Origin of the sequence: Nakamurella flavida (genome assembly GCF_030811475.1) — a bacterium.
GTDB classification, from domain to species: domain Bacteria; phylum Actinomycetota; class Actinomycetes; order Mycobacteriales; family Nakamurellaceae; genus Nakamurella; species Nakamurella flavida.
This window is the reverse complement of record NZ_JAUSQV010000001.1, coordinates 3,542,696-3,559,928: the sequence shown is the minus strand read 5'-3', so window position 1 is coordinate 3,559,928 and position 17,233 is coordinate 3,542,696. Positions and strand designations below refer to the sequence as shown.

General features: G+C 74.2%; 12 protein-coding genes. 9 read left to right on the top strand and 3 right to left on the bottom strand.

Features of this window, described 5'->3' with window-relative positions:
- The first annotated feature begins 87 nt into the window (after positions 1-87).
- Genes J2S58_RS15785 through J2S58_RS15765 form a run of 5 tightly spaced genes read left to right on the top strand, consistent with a single transcriptional unit; the run spans position 88 to position 4,961 of the window.
- On the top strand, positions 88-1,164 hold the full coding sequence (locus J2S58_RS15785) for a response regulator (protein WP_205256485.1): 1,077 nt from the start codon (positions 88-90) through the stop codon (positions 1,162-1,164).
- Positions 1,152-1,664: a response regulator gene (locus tag J2S58_RS15780; RefSeq protein ID WP_205256486.1), complete on the top strand. Its 513-nt coding sequence runs from the start codon at positions 1,152-1,154 to the stop codon at positions 1,662-1,664. Before J2S58_RS15785 ends, J2S58_RS15780 begins: the two co-directional genes overlap by 13 nt.
- The gene (locus tag J2S58_RS15775; RefSeq protein WP_205256487.1) at positions 1,661-2,077 is read left to right on the top strand and encodes a response regulator transcription factor; all 417 of its coding nucleotides are present in this window, start codon (positions 1,661-1,663) and stop codon (positions 2,075-2,077) included. The genes J2S58_RS15780 and J2S58_RS15775 overlap by 4 nt, the downstream gene beginning before the upstream one ends.
- Positions 2,074-3,873, top strand: coding sequence for a PAS domain-containing sensor histidine kinase (locus J2S58_RS15770; protein ID WP_205256488.1), 1,800 nt, complete (start codon positions 2,074-2,076; stop codon positions 3,871-3,873). Before J2S58_RS15775 ends, J2S58_RS15770 begins: the two co-directional genes overlap by 4 nt.
- Positions 3,874-3,929: 56 nt before the next feature.
- Positions 3,930-4,961 (top strand): alpha/beta hydrolase, encoded by a 1,032-nt coding sequence (locus tag J2S58_RS15765; protein WP_205256489.1) that lies wholly within the window; start codon positions 3,930-3,932, stop codon positions 4,959-4,961.
- Positions 4,962-4,985: 24 nt separating this feature from the next.
- Here J2S58_RS15765 and J2S58_RS15760 read toward each other — a convergent pair whose 3' ends face one another.
- Both J2S58_RS15760 and pta read right to left on the bottom strand, forming a co-directional pair.
- The gene (locus J2S58_RS15760; protein ID WP_205256490.1) at positions 4,986-6,209 is read right to left on the bottom strand and encodes an acetate kinase; all 1,224 of its coding nucleotides are present in this window, start codon (positions 6,207-6,209) and stop codon (positions 4,986-4,988) included.
- Entirely contained in the window at positions 6,206-8,299 is a 2,094-nt protein-coding gene (gene pta, locus J2S58_RS15755; RefSeq protein ID WP_205256491.1) for a phosphate acetyltransferase, read from the bottom strand. The genes J2S58_RS15760 and pta overlap by 4 nt, the downstream gene beginning before the upstream one ends.
- A 265-nt stretch (positions 8,300-8,564) precedes the next feature.
- On the opposite strand from pta, the gene J2S58_RS15750 reads away from it, so the two are divergent.
- Entirely contained in the window at positions 8,565-9,845 is a 1,281-nt protein-coding gene (locus tag J2S58_RS15750; RefSeq protein ID WP_205256492.1) for a lysylphosphatidylglycerol synthase transmembrane domain-containing protein, read from the top strand.
- A gap of 106 nt (positions 9,846-9,951) precedes the next feature.
- A complete protein-coding gene (locus J2S58_RS15745) occupies positions 9,952-11,304 on the top strand; it encodes an MFS transporter (RefSeq protein WP_205256493.1) in 1,353 nt (450 codons plus the stop codon).
- Positions 11,305-11,414: 110 nt separating this feature from the next.
- On the opposite strand, the gene J2S58_RS15740 is transcribed toward J2S58_RS15745, so the two are convergent.
- Positions 11,415-13,574, bottom strand: coding sequence for a RecQ family ATP-dependent DNA helicase (locus J2S58_RS15740; RefSeq protein WP_306828848.1), 2,160 nt, complete (start codon positions 13,572-13,574; stop codon positions 11,415-11,417).
- 201 nt (positions 13,575-13,775) lie between these two features.
- Between J2S58_RS15740 and J2S58_RS15735 the strand changes: the two genes are divergently transcribed.
- Together J2S58_RS15735 and J2S58_RS15730 are read left to right on the top strand one after the other, a co-directional pair.
- Positions 13,776-14,624, top strand: coding sequence for a hypothetical protein (locus J2S58_RS15735; RefSeq protein ID WP_205256495.1), 849 nt, complete (start codon positions 13,776-13,778; stop codon positions 14,622-14,624).
- A gap of 2 nt (positions 14,625-14,626) precedes the next feature.
- Positions 14,627-17,233: a CHAT domain-containing protein gene (locus tag J2S58_RS15730; protein WP_205256496.1), complete on the top strand. Its 2,607-nt coding sequence runs from the start codon at positions 14,627-14,629 to the stop codon at positions 17,231-17,233.

Genomic DNA, 17,233 nt, shown 5'->3' with positions numbered 1-17,233 from the left:
CGCATCTGCATGTCAGAGTCCAGAGGCACCGGAAACGGTCGGGGGGCTCCGCGTCCCTGCCGCACGGTTGCGCACGAGGGGGAACCGATGACCGCACCATTCCGCATCCTGATCGTCGACGACGATCCCGATGTCGCCGAGTACCTGTCGCTGGTGCTGTCGCGGCGCGCAGGCATGACGACCGAGATCGCCGTGGACGCCCATCAGGCGCTGGAGCGGATCGGCGCGGCGACCTACGACGTGGTGCTCACGGACATCCAACTGCCGGGCATGAACGGTCTGGAGCTCGCCTCGCTGGTCCGGGAACGGGTCCCCCTGCAGCCGGTCGTGGTGATGACCGCCCACGCCTCCGTCGACTACGCGATGACCGCCATGCGCCACAAGGTCGACGAGTTCCTCTTCAAACCGCTCCGGCCCGCCCAGCTGATCGGCAGCGTGACCGAGGCCGCCCAGAACGGTCGCCGTCGTCGCGCCACCGTCCGCGGCCAGGTCGTCCTGGCCATCGGGGGTCACCCCGACGACGTCGAGATGGGGGTCGGCGGAGTGCTCGCCGCCCACCGGGCGGGTGGGGACGCCGTCGTCGTGCTCACCCTGTCCGACGGTCCGCCGGACCCGTCCTCGGGCGGCCGCCGGCAGGGGGCGCTGGCCGCCGCCGAGCTGCTCGGAGCCCGCCTGTACATCGACGACCTCGAGGACACCGGCATCAGCCCCGGGACGGACACCGTCCGGATCATCGAGCGGGTCATCGCCGAGGTCTCCCCCACCATCGTCTACACCCACTCCGCCCACGACCGTCATCAGGACCACCGCGCCGTCCACGAGGCCACCGTCGTCGCCGCCGCATCCGTCCCGGCCCTCGCGTGTTACCAGTCCCCGTCCAGCACCGTCGACTTCCGCCCCACCCACTTCGTCCGGGTCGACGGGTACACCGAACAGAAGCTGGCCCTGCTGGCCTGCTACGACGGCGGCGGGCGACCCGCCCCGGAGTACCGGCAGCCGGAGTCGGTGCTGGCCACCGCGCGCTACTGGGCCCGGTTCGGCGGCGGGCGCAGTTGCGAGCCGCTGGAGGTCCTCCGGGACAGCGGCGGCCTGGTCGCCGCGGCCGGACCCACGCTGGCCCACTTCGCCCCCTCCGATCGGCACGACCCGCAGTGGGTGGCCTGATCGCCGCGGCCGCGTCGGTCACCGAGGAGGAGCGGACGGGCCGGACGGACGGCACCCCGGGAACGGCCCCCGCCCACCCGTTCCACCCCGACCTGCTCGTCCCGCCCCTGCCCGAGCTGTTCCTCCCCCGTCAGCAGCCCCCCCGACGGACCACCGTGCTCGTGGTCGACGACGAGGACGACCAGCGCGAGCTGCTGGGCGCCTGGTTCCGGCGATCGGGCTGCGAGGTGCACGGGGCGGCCGGCGCCGTCGACGCCCTCCGACTGGTCGCCGACGTCGCGTTCGACCTGTTCGTGATCGACCTGCGCATGCCCGGGGTCGACGGGTGGGCGCTGGCCCGCACCCTGCGTCACATCCAGGGCAGCGGCCGCATCGCCATCTGCTCGGTGCTGGACCCGCACGACTACCCGCCCGCCGACGACACCCTGCCCAAACCGGTCACCCGCGCCGATGTCACCGCGCTGCTGGACCGTCACACGGCCGCCCAGGGTGCCCGGTGAGCACTGCGACGGCGGACGAGGGCACCACGGCCGGCCCCGGAGTGGTGATCGCCGACGACGACACCGACATCCGCCGCCTCATCGAGCTGGCCGCCCGACGGGCCGGGGTGGACGTGCTGGCCGCGGTCGACAACGGGGCGAGCGCCCTGGACGCGATCCGCGAGCACCGCCCGGCGCTCGCGGTGCTGGACGTGGCGATGCCCCGGCTGACCGGGCTGCAGGTGTGCGCGGCCGTCCGGGCCGACCACCGCCTGGAGCACATGCGCATCATGTTGCTGTCCGCCGCGGTGCACGCGGAGGCGGTCGCCGCGGGTTACGACGCCCAGGCCGACCTCTATGCCACCAAACCGTTCAGTCCGCGGTCGTTGGCCGCCCAGATCACCGCGCTGACCACGATGGGGGCCCGGCCGTGATCGGACGGGCCGGCGAGCGGGCCGGCGGACTCATCGACAGCAACACCACGGTGGAACGCCAGGTGGTGCTGGCCGTGCTGTTCGGGCTGGCCCAGCTGATGCTCCTGGTCCCGGGCGTGCAGATGCTGGATCTGACGATGGTCGTCGCGTCCTGGGCTCTGTTCGGCCTGGCCACCCTGGCCGCGCTCTTCACCCCGTGGGACCGGTACCCGCCGTCGGCGACCATGGTGCTGCCCCTCCTGGACATCGTCTCGGTGGGGCTGCTGCGCGGCGGAACCGGGGCGAGCGCGTCCATCTACGGATCACTGTGGATCCTGTGCGCGATCTCGCTGGGCGCCGAACCGGGCCGGACCGCCACCTTCCTGGCCATGCCGCTGACCATGGTGTTGACCATCCTGCCGGCCCTGGGCACCCAGACCCTCGCCGGCCCGGACTGGGCGCGGGCGTTCTTCCTGCCCCTGGTCCTCGGGATGACCGCGCTGCTGGTCAACGAGCTGACCCGGCGACTGCGGGGGCGGCTGGCCATGGTCGACGACCTGCGCCGCCGGCAGTCCGACCTGCTGGCGCACGCCCGCGACCAGGCGGCCCGCAGTTCCGCCACCTCGGCCCTGCTGCGGGAATCGACCAAGGAGCTGCAGAGCGTGATGGACGCGGTGACCGAGCAGTCGATCATGGGCAGCGATCTCACCGGCCGGATCGACGTGTTCAACGCGGGCGCGGCCAAGATGCTGGGCTACCGGCCCGTCGACGTCATCGGCCGGATGCACATCACCGACATGCACCTGGCCGAGGAACTCACCGGGGACGGCACGCGGCGCGATCCGCAGAACCTGGCCGAGGGGCCGCGGGCCCTCCCCGAACAGGTGGAAGGCCTGGTCGGCCTGGCCCGGCAGGGCATCCCCGACGTGCGTGCGTGGATGAAGGTGCGCGCCGACGGATCCGTGCTGCCCGTGCAGGTCGCCGTGACCGCGCGGCGCGACGAGCACGGCCGGATCGTCGGGTTCCTGTTCGTCGGGACGGACATGACCGCCACGGTGGAGCAGTCCCGCCTCAAGGACGAGTTCGTCAACCTGATCTCGCACGAGCTGCGGACCCCGCTCAGCTCGATCCTGGGCTACCTCGAACTCGTCGCCGACGACCCGGACAACCCGCTCTCCGAGGAGCAGCAGCGCTACCTGGGCACGGTGGAACGCAACGCCAACCGGCTGCTGCGGCTGGTGTCGGACCTGCTGTTCACCGCGCAGGTGGAGTCCGGCGGGTTCCACATCTCCGAACAGGCCCTGGATGTCACCGGCCTGGTCCGGGCGTCCCTGGAGACCGCGGGCCCGGCGGCAGCGGCGCGGTCGGTGACGCTGGACGTCCAGGCGCCGGCGGAGCCGGTGCTCGTCCTCGGTGACCCCACGCGGCTCAGCCAGGCGGTGGACAACCTGCTGTCCAACGCCGTCAAGTTCACCCGGCCCGGTGGTTCGGTGGTCGTCGGGGTCCGGGTGGAGAGCGCCCCCGCGGACGCCGGGACCGCGGAACCGGACGTCTGCATCTCGGTGCGCGACACCGGGATCGGCATCCCGGAGGAGGAACTGGACCGGCTGTTCAACCGGTTCTTCCGGGCCTCCACCGCCCGCACCGAGGCGGTGCCCGGCGTCGGCCTCGGCCTGACCATCACCAAGGCCATCGCCACCGCGCACGGCGGGACGATCGAGCTGGCGAGCACAGTGGGCACGGGGACGACCTTCACCATCCGCCTGCCCCGCCGGCTGCCCGCCGACGCCGAGCGGCGACCGGTCCCGGTAGCCTGACCGGCGGTCGGACGCCGTCGTCCGGCACCGTCGACAGCTACTCCCGGGGGGACACCGTGACGCAGGAGACGGACGGCGGCGGCTGGGTCCCGGACCTGCTCGGCGACGGATACGAGGCGCGGACCATCCCGCTGCCCGACGACGCCGAGGGGCCGGTCGTCACCACCGTCGTCCGCAGCCGGGCCGTCCACCCCGCCGGCGCCGCTCCCGCCGACAGCGCCGACACTGCCGCCTCTGCCCACACCGCGGTGCTCTACGTGCACGGCCTCAACGACTACTTCTTCCAGACCGAACTGGCCGACCGGGTCACGGGACGGGCCGGGCCGGGCCTGACGGGCGCACCCGCCGACTTCTACGCGGTCGACCTGCGCAAGTGCGGCCGGTCGTGGCGTGAGTACCAGACCCCCCACTACTCCGCGGACTTCACCGAGTACGGCGTCGATCTCGACGCGGCGATGGCCGTCATCCGGGCGGACGGCCACGACCGGGTGATCGTGCTCGCCCACTCCACCGGCGGGTTGAGCGCCGCCCTGTGGCTCGCCGACCGGGGCGAGGACGCCGGGGTGCGGGCCCTGATGCTGAACAGTCCCCTGCTGGACCTGAACGCCGCCTGGGTGCTGCGGGTGGCCGCGGCCCGGCCCATCGGCGCGTTCGCCCGACGCCGACCGCTGGCCAAGGTGCCGGTCGGGGTGTCCGAGCTGTACGGCAGCAGCATCCACACGTCCGGGCGGGGGGAGTTCGACTTCGACGTGAGCCTCAAGCAGCTGGCCGGGTTCCCCATCCACGCAGGCTGGTTGGGCGCGGCCCTGGCCGGGATCCGGCGTGTGCACGCCGGTCTCGGTCTCACCCTGCCCGTCCTCGTGCTCTGCTCGACGCACACCGTCCGGGCCACCACGTGGAGCGAGGAGTTCTGGCGGGGTGATGCCGTCCTCGACGCGCACGCCCTGGCCCGTCGCAGTGTGCTGCTGGGTCGGCAGGTGACCTGCGTGCGGATCCCCGACGGCATGCACGACCTGCTGCTGTCCCGCCCGGCCGTCCGCGAGACGGTGTACGCGGCGATGCAACGGTGGTTGCGCGCCTACGGGTGACCCGGACACGCGGTCGGCACCGGACTACCCCTGCTGCACCAGCTGGGCGGTGGCCCTGGCGATCGCCAGTTCCTCGTTCGTGGGGACGACCATCACGGTGACCGTGCTGGCGTCGGTGGAGATCACCCGCGGCTCCTTCGAGCGGACGGCATTGCGCTCCGCGTCGATCTCGATCCCGAGACGTTCCAGACCGGCGAGCACCGCGGCGCGCACCGCGGGCGCGTTCTCGCCGACCCCGGCGGTGAACGTGATGACGTCGGCCCCGCCCAGCACGGCCAGGTAGGCGCCGACGTACTTGCGGACGCGGTGGCAGTACACGTCGAAGGCCAGCCGGGCGGCGTCGTTGCCGGCGTCCATCCGGGTCTGCACGTCCCGGAAGTCGTTGACCCCGGCCAGGCCGAGCAGCCCGGACCGGCGGTTCAGCAGGGTGTCCAGACCGTCGGTGTCCAGGCCGGCGACCCGGGCCAGGTAGAACAGGACACCCGGATCGACGTCGCCGCTGCGGGTGCCCATGACCAGACCCTCGAGCGGGGTCAACCCCATCGACGTCTCCACCGCGATGCCGCCGGCCACGGCGGATGCCGAAGCGCCGTTGCCCAGGTGCAGCACGATCTGGTCGAGGTCGGTGATGTCCCGGCCGAGCGCGAGCGCGACCTGCCCGCTGACGTACTGGTGGGAGGTGCCGTGGAAGCCGTACCGCCGGATCTGGTGCTCGGCCGCCACCTGCGCGTCGATGGCGTACGTGTGGGCCGCGGCGGGCAGCGTCCGGAAGAAGGCGGTGTCGAAGACGGCGACCTGGGGCACGCCCGGGAAGGCCTCCCGGGCCCGCTCGATGCCGGTGGCCGCAGCGGGGTTGTGCAGCGGTGCCAACGCCGCGAGTTCCCGGATCTGCCCCAGCACGTGATCGTCGACCAGGACGGGATCGCCGAAGACCGCGCCGCCGTGCACCACCCGGTGCCCGACGGCCAGCAGCCCGGCCGGGTCCAGCGGACGCCCGGACTCGGCGAAGAGGTCCGCGATGATGCCCAGCGCGGCCCCGTGGTCGGCGATCGGACCGGTGAACTCGCGGTCCTGTCCGCCGGCGGAGTGCACCGCGCGGCCCTGCTCCTCGCCGATCCGTTCGACCAGCCCGGCGGCGAGCACCTCGGCCGAGACCGGTTCCACCAGTTGGTACTTCATCGAGGACGAGCCGCAGTTGATCACCAGCACGAGCGCCGTGCTGGGCGTGCCGGTCGACGCTGCGGTCATGAGGTCGCCTCCTGGTCGGTGGCCGGGGTGTGCCCCTGGGCCTGCACGGCGGTGATCACCACGGTGTTGACGATGTCGGCGACCAGCGCGCCGCGGGAGAGATCGTTCACCGGGCGGTTCAGGCCCTGCAGCACCGGACCGATGGCCACCGCGTTGGCGCTGCGCTGCACCGCCTTGTAGGTGTTGTTGCCGGTGTTCAGGTCCGGGAAGATCAGCACGGTGGCCCGGCCGGCGACCGGGGAGTCGGGCAGCTTGGCCGCGGCCACCGTCGGATCGACGGCCGCGTCGTACTGGATCGGCCCGTCCACCGACAGGTCCGGGCGCTGGGCCCGGACGATCTCGGTGGCCTGGCGGACCTTGTCGACGTCGGCGCCGCTGCCCGAGGACCCGGTGGAGTACGAGAGCATCGCGACCCGCGGCTGCACCCCGAACTGGGCGGCGGTGGCCGCCGAGGAGATCGCGATGTCGGCGAGCTCCTGCGCGGTGGGATCGGGGTTGACCGCGCAGTCGCCGTACACCAGCACCCGGTCGGCCAGGCACATGAGGAAGACGCTGGAGACGATCGCGGTCCCCGGCGCGGTGCGGATGATCTCGAACGACGGCCGGATGGTGTGGGCGGTGGTGTGCGCCGCCCCGGACACCATGCCGTCGGCCATCCCCAGGTGCACCATCATCGTGCCGAAGTACGAGACGTCGGTGACGACGTCCCGCGCCCGCTCCAGCGTCATCCCCTTGTGCGCCCGGATCCGCGCGTACTCGGCGGCGAACCGTTCGACCAGCTCGGGGTCGTGCGGCGAGACCACCTGCGCCCCGGACAGGTCGACGCCGATGGTCGAGGCCCGGGCACGCACCGCGCGCTCCTCCCCCAGCAGAGTCAGATCGGCCACGCCCAGGCGCAGCAGGCTGGCCGCCGCCCGCAGCACCCGGTCGTCGTCGGCCTCGGGCAGCACCACGTGCTTGCGGTCGGCCCGGGCCCGCTCGGTCAGCTGGAACTGGAACATCAGCGGGGTGGTGACCGCGGAGTCGCCCACGTCCATGGCGGCCAGCAGGGCCTCGGAGTCCACCCCGTCGGCGAACGCGCGCAGGGCGGTCTCCATCTTGACCGGGGAGCCGGCCTCGAGCCGGCCGCGCACCCCGGACAGCAACGACGCCGTCTCGAACGTGCCGTGGTCGCTGACGACGATGGGCAGGTCCTGCTGGATGCCGTCGATCAACTGCGCGATGGGCTCCGGCGGGGCGTACCCACCGGTCAGCACGATGCAGGACAGGTGCGGGAAGGTGCCGGACTGGTGGGCGAGGATCAGCCCGGGCAGCAGGTCGGAGCGGTCCCCCGGGGCGATGACGGTGCAGTCCTCGGTGAGCCGGGTCAGCACGTTGGGCAGGGACATGGCGGCGACCACGAAGCCCAGCGACTCGCGCTCCAGCCAGGCCGGGTTGCCCCGCACCACCCGGCCGCCGCACGCCTGCACCAGGGCGCGGACGGTCGGCGCGACCAGCACCGGGATCTCCGGGATGGCCCCGACGGCCAGCCCGCCGTCCAGCGCGAGCAGCGCCTTCACCTCGTCGAGCTGGGCGGGGTCGACCCGGTTGGCGATGACGGCGACCGGGTGCGCATAGGCCGAGGTGAGCTCGGTCCGCGCCACCGCCGCGGCCGCCCGGATCTGCGCCGGGGTGCGGTCCCGCCCGTGCACGACGAGCACCACCGGGGCACCCAGGTTGGCCGCGACGACGGAGTTCACCGCCATCTCCCCGCCGGTGGTCACATCGGTGTAGTCACTGCCCTGGACCAGGACGAGGTCGTACCGCGCGGACAGTGCGCGGAAGGCGTTGACGATGTCGGACAGCGAGCCCTCCGGGTCCGCGTGCCACTGCGCGTAACTGACCCCCACGGCGTCGGCGTACTCCTGCTGGACGGCCGGGTGCGACAGCAGCAGCTCGACGACGGGGTCGATCTCGTCCGGCGAGTCGAACACCGGGCGGAACACCGCGACCCGGCCGATGCGCTGGGTCAGCAGGTTCAGCAGCCCCCACGACACGGTGGACTTCCCCGAGGCGCCTTCCGGCGAGGCGATGTAGACGCTTCGTGACATGCGTCGAGGCTATCGGGACCGGTGGGACGGGGCGGGGTGCGGTCGTGGTGCGGCCGGTGGCGGGAGCCGGGGGCCGGGGGCCGGGACACCCGGACGTGGCTCGGGCACCTCCGGCCCGGGACACACCCTGCCCCTACCGCTCGACCTGTGGGATGGTCCGGGGCACCCGGGTCCAGCACCCCCGCCCTCGGCAGGAACGGCACGGTCGGCCGGGACACCCTGCGGACGCGCAGGCACGAGCGAGCACAGTCAGGGAGGTGTCGAGGTGACCGGACGCGCCACCCCGGCACCGCCCGGCCCTCCGGCGGGCACCGCCGTCACCGGTCCCGAGGCCGGCCGGGCGGGCGCCGTCCCGCCGGCGGGGGCACCGCACCTTGCGGACGCGACGGACCCGGTCGACGCCGAGCACCCGGCGGACGCGACGGACCCGGTCGACGCCGTGGGCGCGGCCGGCGTCGTGCCCGACGGCCCGCATCCCCCCACCCCTGCCCCCCGCTGGGTGCTGCCGGCCAAGATCGTGGGCGCGCTGGCCCTCATCGGCGTCGCCGTCCTCGCCCTGCAGGGCAAGGTGCCGACCCCGGACCAGGTGTGGGCCTCGCTGTCGACCGCGAACGGGTGGGGGATCGCCGCGGCGGCCGTGGTCGAGCTGGCCTCGTTGGCCGAGATCGTCCGCCAGCAACGACGGTTGCTCCGCGCGTTCGGGGTCCCCATCGGGTTCCGACGACTCGGGGCGATCACCTGGTCCAGCAACGCACTGGCCATGAGCCTGCCCGCCGGGGCGGCGGTGAGCGCCGGCTACACCTACCGGGAGTTCCGTCGGAACGGAGCGGCGCAGGGCACCGCGGTGACGGTGCTGCTGCTGTCCGGCGTGATGTCGACCGTCGGCCTGGGCCTGCTGTACGCGGTGGCCGTGGGGCTGCTGGCCTCACCCTGGGTCCGCGACGTGATCGAGGCGCACCCGGTCGTCTCCGTCACGCTCGCGATCCTGCTCGCCGTGGCCGTGCATCTCGGCCTGCGGCTGATCGGCCGCAGCAAGGACCGGGTGCTCTCCACCGACCCCACCCCGCGGCTGGACCGCCTGCAGGAACGCCGACCGCGGCTGGCGTCGGCGTTCCGCCAGCTGCTGACCACCGCCCGGCAGGCGCGGACCGTCCGGTTCGCGGACTGGCGGGTGGTGCTGGCGGCGTCGGTGGCGAACTGGGCCCTGGACCTGGCCTGCCTGTGGGCCAGCTGCCTGGCCGTCGGGATCCACATCCATCCGGCCGCCCTGGCCGCGATCTACCTCGGCATGCAGCTGGTCCGGCAGATCCCGCTGACCCCCGGCGGGCTGGGCGTGGTCGAGGCGGCCCTGTTGGCCGGCCTGGTCCACGCCGGCGCGGCGAACGGACCGGCCGCCGCCGCGGTGCTGATCTACCGGCTGCTGAGCACCTGGCTGCTCATCCCGATCGGGTACCTGGTGCTGGGCGTGATGCACCGCCGCGACGGTCGAAGCCGCCCCCCGTCCCCGACCCGGCCCGCCGGCTCCGCCCCGACGACCACGGGGTGACTCCCGGGCGTCCGGCGGGCGACCACCGGGCCACGATCGCCCCGCACCCGGCCGGTCGGTGGGGACATCCGGTCCGTTCCCGTCCCGCCGCGCCTATATTCCGGCGATGAGCACAGCGGCGGTCGACCCCGCCTCGATCGCCCGGCCCGCCCCCCGCCGTCAGGTGGTGGCCTGGAGTCTGTGGGACGCCGGGTCGTCCGGGTTCAACGTCGTCATCCTCACCTTCGTCTTCTCGGTCTACCTGACCGATTCCGTCGGCGAGGACCTGGCCGGCGGATCCACCCAGGCCACGGCCCTGCTCAGCTGGGCCCTGGCCGCGGCCGGACTGCTCATCGCCCTGCTCGCCCCGGTCACCGGGCAGCGCGCGGACGCGGGTGGGCGCCGCAAGCGTTCGGTGATCATCTGGACGTGCGCCACCGCCGCCTGCATCACCGGGCTGTTCTGGGTCAAGGACGACGTGTCCTACCTGTGGCTGGGCCTGGTGCTGATGGCCGCCGCGTCGGTCGCGAACCAGTTCGCCGACGTCTCCTACAGCGCGATGCTGCGGCAGGTCTCCACCCCGGCGACGATCGGCCGGGTCTCCTCGGTGGGCTGGGCGTCGGGTTACGTGGGCGGCATCATCCTGCTGCTGGTCTGCTACGTCGGCTTCCTCGCCCCGGACGTCGGCTGGTTCGGGGTGACCTTCGAGAACGAGGGGATGAGCGTCCGGGTCATCGCCCTGTTCGCCGCGCTGTGGCTGCTGGTGCTGTCGATCCCGCTGTTCCTCTGGGTGCCCGAGGTACCGGCGGCGCCCAAGGCCCAGCGGGTCGGCTTCCTGGCCTCGTACCGGGTGCTGCTGGCCGACCTCAAGGAGCTGTACCGGGTCGACCGGCACGCCGTGTACTTCCTGGGGGCGAGCGCGCTCTACCGCGACGGACTGGCCGCGGTGTTCACCTTCGGAGCGATCTGGGCGGTCAGCGTCTACGGCATCACCGCGCAGGACGTGCTGATCTTCGGCATCGCCGCGAACGTGGTGTCCGCGATCGGCGCGCTCGTCGGCGGCCGGTTCGACGACCGAGTCGGGCCGAAACCGGTGATCATCGTGTCGCTGCTGGGCATGGTGGCGACGTCGCTGATCCTGCTGTTCGTCTCCGGGCCGGGGATGTTCTGGGTGTTCGGCCTGGTGCTGTGCACGTTCGTCGGGCCGGCGCAGACCTCGTCCCGCACGTTCCTGGCCCGGCTGGCTCCGCCGGGACGCGAGGGGCAGATGTTCGGCCTGTACGCCACCACCGGCCGCGCGGTCTCCTTCCTCGCCCCCGCCCTGGTCGGCCTGTTCACCGGCATCTTCGACAGCGAGCGGGCCGGGATCGCCGGCATCGTGATCGTTCTCGGGCTCGGACTGGCCGCGCTGTGGGCTGTGCACCCGCCGCGGGACACGGCGGCCGTGGCCCTCGCCGACACCCCGACCCGCACCGGCTGATCCCCGGCGCAGACGCACGGCGCACGCAGCCAGCAAGGGGTTCAGCAGCTCCCGCCGACCGACCCCCGGACACCGCACCCGATCACCGCATCACCGGCACCGCACCCTGATCACCGCACCGCGAGCACGAACGGGTACACCGCGGTCGCCCCGGCCTGCCGCAGCTCCCTCGCGGCGACGGTCAACGTCCAGCCGGTCTCGGTCATGTCGTCGACGAGCAGCACCGTGCGGCCGGCCACCGCGTCCCCGCCGGCCAGGGTGAGCCGGCCCAGCACCTGCCGCAGCCGCTGGGCGGAGTTCACCGCGGTGGGCGCCTGGTCCGGGTCCGGCGGGACGTCGAACCAGGCCAGCACGGGCACCTTCCGGTACCGGGCCAGCCCTTCGGCCAGGTGCCGGACCAGGGTCGGCCGGTGGGCCGAGCCGATCCAGACCACCCCGTCCACGGCGGGCAGCCCGTCCGGTTCGGCGGCCCACCGGTCGAGCACCTGGACCGCTGCGTGCCGCAGCGGTACGGGCGTCTCCCCGTCGGGGGTGTCGGCCCGGAGCAGGTCGCGCAGGGCGTTGCCCCAGCCCAGGCCGTCCAGCCGACCCACCGCGCGGCCGTTCTCCGGCCGCTGGCCGACCGGGATCTTCCCGGACAACGCGATGCCCAGGGCGTTCATCGCGGTCGGCCACTGGGCCCGCGGCAGCACCGTGGTGCCGGGCACGGCCAGCCGCTCCTTGGCCGCGGCGCGCATGTCCTCGCTGACGCCCTGCGGCAGGTCCAGGCCGCCGCAGTTGTCGCAACGGCCGCACTGCTCGGGGGCGGTGTGGTCGTCGAGCTGCTCGCGCAGGAACCGCATCCGGCACATATCGGTGGACTGGTAGGCGAGCATGGCCTGCCGTTCGCGCTCTCGGGACTCCGCGACCCGTGCGTACCGGTCGGCGTCGTACACCCACGGCTCGCCGGTGGAGATCCAGCCGCCCTGCACCCGGCGGACGGCGCCGTCCACGTCGAGCACCTTGAGCATCGTCTCCAGCCGGGACCGCCGCAGCGACACCATCGGCTCGAGCGCGGCGGTGGACAGCGCCCGGCCGGCCCCGCCGAGCACCTCGAGGGTCTCCCGGACCTGCTCCTGGGCGGGGAAGGCCAGCGAGTCGAAGTACTGCCAGACGTCCTGGTCCTCCCGGCCGGGCAGCAGCACCACCTCGGCGCGGTCCACCCCGCGCCCGGCCCGACCGACCTGCTGGTAGTAGGCGATCGGCGAAGCGGGGGCGCCGAGATGGATGACGAATCCGAGATCGGGTTTGTCGAACCCCATCCCGAGGGCGGAGGTGGCGACGAGGGCCTTGACCCGGTTGGCCAGCAGGTCCTCCTCGGCCGCGACCCGTTCGGTCTGCTCGGTGCGCCCGGAGTAGGCGGCCACGTCGAACCCGCTGCGCCGCAGGTGGTCGGCGACCTGCTCGGCCCCGGAGATGGTCAGGCAGTAGATGATCCCGGAACCCTCGAGGTCACCCATCCGCTCCACCAGCCAGGCCAGCCGGGACGCCTGACCGGGCAGGGTGACCACACCGAGGTGCAGGGACTCGCGATCGAGCTCGCCCCGGAGCACGAGCACGTCACCACCCGCACCGGTGCCCAGCTGCTCGGCCACGTCGGTGACCACCCGGGCATTGGCGGTGGCCGTGGTGGCCAACACCGGCGTGCCCTGCGGCAGCGCGGCCAGCATGGTGGCGATCCGCCGGTAGTCGGGCCGGAAGTCGTGGCCCCAGTCGGAGATGCAGTGCGCCTCGTCCACCACGACCAGGCCGGCCGAGGCGGCCAGCGCCCCGAGCACCTCGTCCCGGAAACCGGGGTTGTTCAGCCGCTCCGGAGAGACCAGCAGGACGTCGACCTCGCCGTCCCGGACCGAGGCGTAGACCTGGGCCCACTGCTCGGCGTTCGTCGAGTTGACCGTCACCGCGCGGATGCCGGCGCGCTGGGCGGCGGCGATCTGGTTGCGCATCAGGGCCAGCAGCGGCGAGATGATCACCGTCGGACCGGCACCCCGCTCCCGCAGCAGGGCGGTGGCCACGAAGTACACCGCGGACTTGCCCCACCCGGTCCGCTGCACCACCAGGGCCCGCCGGGAGTGCTCGGCCAGCGCTTCGATGGCCGTCCACTGGTCGTCCCGCAGCCGGGCGTCCGACGAGCCGACCAGGGCCCGCAGGTGGTGCTCGGCCCGCTCCCGGACGGCGGAGTCGACCGCGGGTGCGGAATCGACCGCAGGAGCTGGGGATACGGCGGGCACGGCGGGCCTCCGGAGCGGACGGGACCCGACCGGAGGGACCGGCGGGTGTCCCTGCACCGTAGGGGTTCCCCCCGACAGCCCCACCCGGTTGTCCCCATCCCGGCGGACCGCCCGTGACCCCCCGGACGACGGCTGCACCGGCGCCCGCAGGAGCATGGCGAACTCCCACCACGCGGACGGACCGCTGGCTACAGTGCTCGCGTGGGCAGCTGGTGGCGGAACGACATCATCGCCGAGGGAAAGCTGCCGCTGCTGCTGATGCTCGCGGCGTTCGTCCTGACGTTCCTGCTCACCCGGATCATCACCCGGTCCATCCGGGCCGGCGTGGGCCCGTTCCGCAACAACGTCTCCGCGTCCGGCACGCACGTCCACCACGCGGTCCCGGGCATCATCCTGCTCATCGCGGGCGCCATCACGGCCATCGCGGCGCCGGGCAGCCCGTGGATCGAGTCGGCCGCCGTGGTGGTCGGTGTCGGCATGTCGCTGGTGCTCGACGAGTTCGCGCTGATCCTGCACCTGCAGGACGTCTACTGGTCGGCCGAGGGCCGCGTCTCGGTCGAGCTCATCGGGCTCACCACGGCCGTCCTGGGGCTGTGGCTCATCGGGTTCAGCCCGTTCGGCGAGCTGGACGTCTCGGTGAGCGGCATCGTCCTGCAGCTGACCTTCACCGCCGCCCTGATCCTGCACGGCGTCCTGGCCCTGGTCGCCGTCCTGAAGGGCAAGTACCGCTCCGCGCTGATCAGCACGTTCGTCCCGATCGTGGCCTGGGTGACCGCGGTCCGCCTGGCCCGCCCCGGCTCGTGGTGGGCCCGCCACAACTACGGGCCCAAGCGCATGGCCAGGGCCGTGGCCCGGGCCGCGAAGACCGACGCCCGGTGGGATCCGCGGTGGGGATGGCTCGGCGACCTCGTGGCCGGCAGCCCGTCGCTGGCCGTCCCGTCCCCGCCGCCCGGTGCCCTGCCCAGCAGCCCGGTGACCCTGCCCGCCGACGGCTCCGTACCCACCGAGGGTTCAGCGCCCGCCGACACCCGGACCGCGCCACCACGATGACGGTGACGGCGGAGGTCCCCCTGCTCGCGCGGGCCCGGGCCGCCTTCACGGCGGTCGCCGCCGATCCGGCGGGTCAGCGGGCCGCCGTCGAGGCCCTGGTCGACGAACTGGAGGCCGGTCCGGACTCCGTCCCGGAAGCCCTGGTCCTCGCCCTGCGGGCGCTGGCCTGGGCGGACCGGTCCGCGCTGGACCACACCGCGGCCGCCCGCCGGCTGGACCGGGCCGTCCGGCTGGCGAGGCGGCACGCGCTCGTCGAACCCCTGGTCGAGATCCTGCTCAGCCGGGCCAGCGTGAACCTGGAGCGGGGTCGGTCCGCCGCCGCGGCCGCCGACGTCCGGGCGGCCGGCACGCTGACCGCGCGGGCCACCCCCGATCTCTGGCTGGCCCGGGCGGTGCTGCTGCAGAACCTGGGGCGGTCGGCCGAGTCCCGCGGGCTCTACGAGCGGGTGCTGCGGGAGCGCGGCGGTTCGGCCCGCGCCCTCGCCGTCGCGGCCAACAACCTCGCCCTGATCCACGCGCAGGCCGGTCGCCCGGCGCTGGCGTCGCGCTACCTGGACGCCGCCGAGGGGCACGCCCGTGAGCTGCCCGGGCTGCGGGCCGGGGTGGCGACCAGCCGGGCATGGGCGACGCTGCAGGCCGGCCGACTGCTGGAGGCCGTCGCGGCGTTCGAGGCGGCGGTGCCGCTCTACGCGGCCGCCGGCATCCCGCCCGGTGAGCACCACCTGGAGTACGTCGACGCGCTCGCCGACCTGCGCCTGATCGACGAGGCGCGCGCAGTGGCCGACCGCGCGGTGCGGGAGTTCCGGGCCCACGGCGTCGACCTGATGGCCGCGGACGGCGAGCTGCGGGTGGCCTCGCTGGCCCTGCTGGCCGGTGACCACCTCGGGGCGGCTACGGCCGCGGACCGGGCCGAACGCACCCTGCGCGGACAGCGCCGCGGGGTGCTGGCCGCCCGGGCCGCGGTCATCGGCGTGCAGGCACGTCTGTCGGACACGGGTCCCGACGGGGCCGACCTGGTGCGCGCCGTGCGGGCCGCCCGCACGCTGGACGGGCTGGGGGCCGCCAGCGCCGCGGTGGAGGCGCATCTGGTGAGCGGACGGCTCGCCGTCGGTCTGCACCGCCCGGCCGTCGCGCGGCGGCACCTGGAGCGGGCCGCGGCCCTGGCCGCGCCGGCCCCGGTGCTGGTCCGCATCCGGGGCCGGATCGCCGCCGGGCTGAGCGCCGAGCTGGACCGGGACGGGGCCGGTGTGCTGCGCCAGGCCCGGGCGGGCCTGGCCGACCTGGACCGTCATCGGGCGGCGTTCGCCTCGCTGGAGCTGCGGGTGCTCGCCTCGGCGCACGGCGCCGAGCTGGGCCGGCTCGGGCTCACCCAGGCGGTGCGGGACGGCAGCGGCTCCCGGGCACTGGACTGGATGGAGCGCACCCGGGCGGCCGCCCTTCTGGCGGTGGAACCGGTGGACGGGCCGGCGGTGGACGACGACCTGGTCGCGCTGCGGGCGGCGCAGACCGAGCTGGCCGAGGCCACCGTGGCCGGCGCGGGCGACCTCACCCCGCTGCAGGCGCGGGTGCGGGAGATCGAGGACGGGATCGCCCGGCTGACCCGCGGCGCCCGGGCCGACCGGTCCGGGTCGCGGACGGTGGTGTCCCCCGCCGACCTGCGCCGCACCCTGGGCGGCCGGGTGCTCGTGGAGTACGCGGTGCTGGACGGCGAGCTCCTGGCCGCGGTGGTGGAACCGCGGCGCACCCGGGTGGTCCGGCTCGGGCCGGTCGCCCAGGTCCGCGCCCGGGTCGGGGACCTGCTGTTCGCGCTCCGCCGGCTGAGCCGCCCGGGCGGTCCGGCCGAACCGGCCCGCCGGGCCGCCGACCGCTGCCTGGCCGGCCTGCGCACCCTGCTGGTCGAGCCGCTGCGGACGGCCACGGACGTGCCGGTGGTGGCCGTGCCGGTGGGGGCGCTGCGGAGGATCCCGTGGTCGGCACTGTGGTCGTCGCCCGTCACCGTCGCGCCGTCGGCCGCGTCCTGGTGGGGCAGCCTGCCCCGACCGCCCGACGGGCCCGGCGCGGTGGCACTCATCGCCGGGCCCGACCTCCCCGGGGCCCGCGAGGAGGTCGCGGCCATCCGGACGGCGCACCCCGATCCCCTCGTCCTGCTCCCCCCGGACAGCACGGCCGCAGCCGCGGCCGCGGCCCTGCGCCGGGCCGACCTGGCCCATCTGGCCTGCCACAGCCACCTGCGCACCGACAATCCGATGTTCTCCGCCCTGCAGCTCTCCGACGGCCCGCTGACCCTGCACGAGATGGGCCTGCGCGGCATCGCCCCCCGCCGGATGGTGCTCGCCGCCTGCAACACCGCGGCCGACACGGGGTACGCCGCGAACGAGGTGCTGGGCTTCGTCAGCGCCCTGATCGCCCGGGGCACGGCCGGTCTGGCCGCCAGCATCGTGGTGGTCCCGGATCTGGCCGCCGTCCCGCTGATGCGCCGCCTGCACACCGGCCTGGCCGCGGGCGAGACGATCACCGACGCCCTGTTCGCCGCACGGACCGGGATGGACCCCGAGGATCCGGCGGACTTCGTCAGCTGGTGCGCCTTCAACGCCTACGGCGGCTCCTGA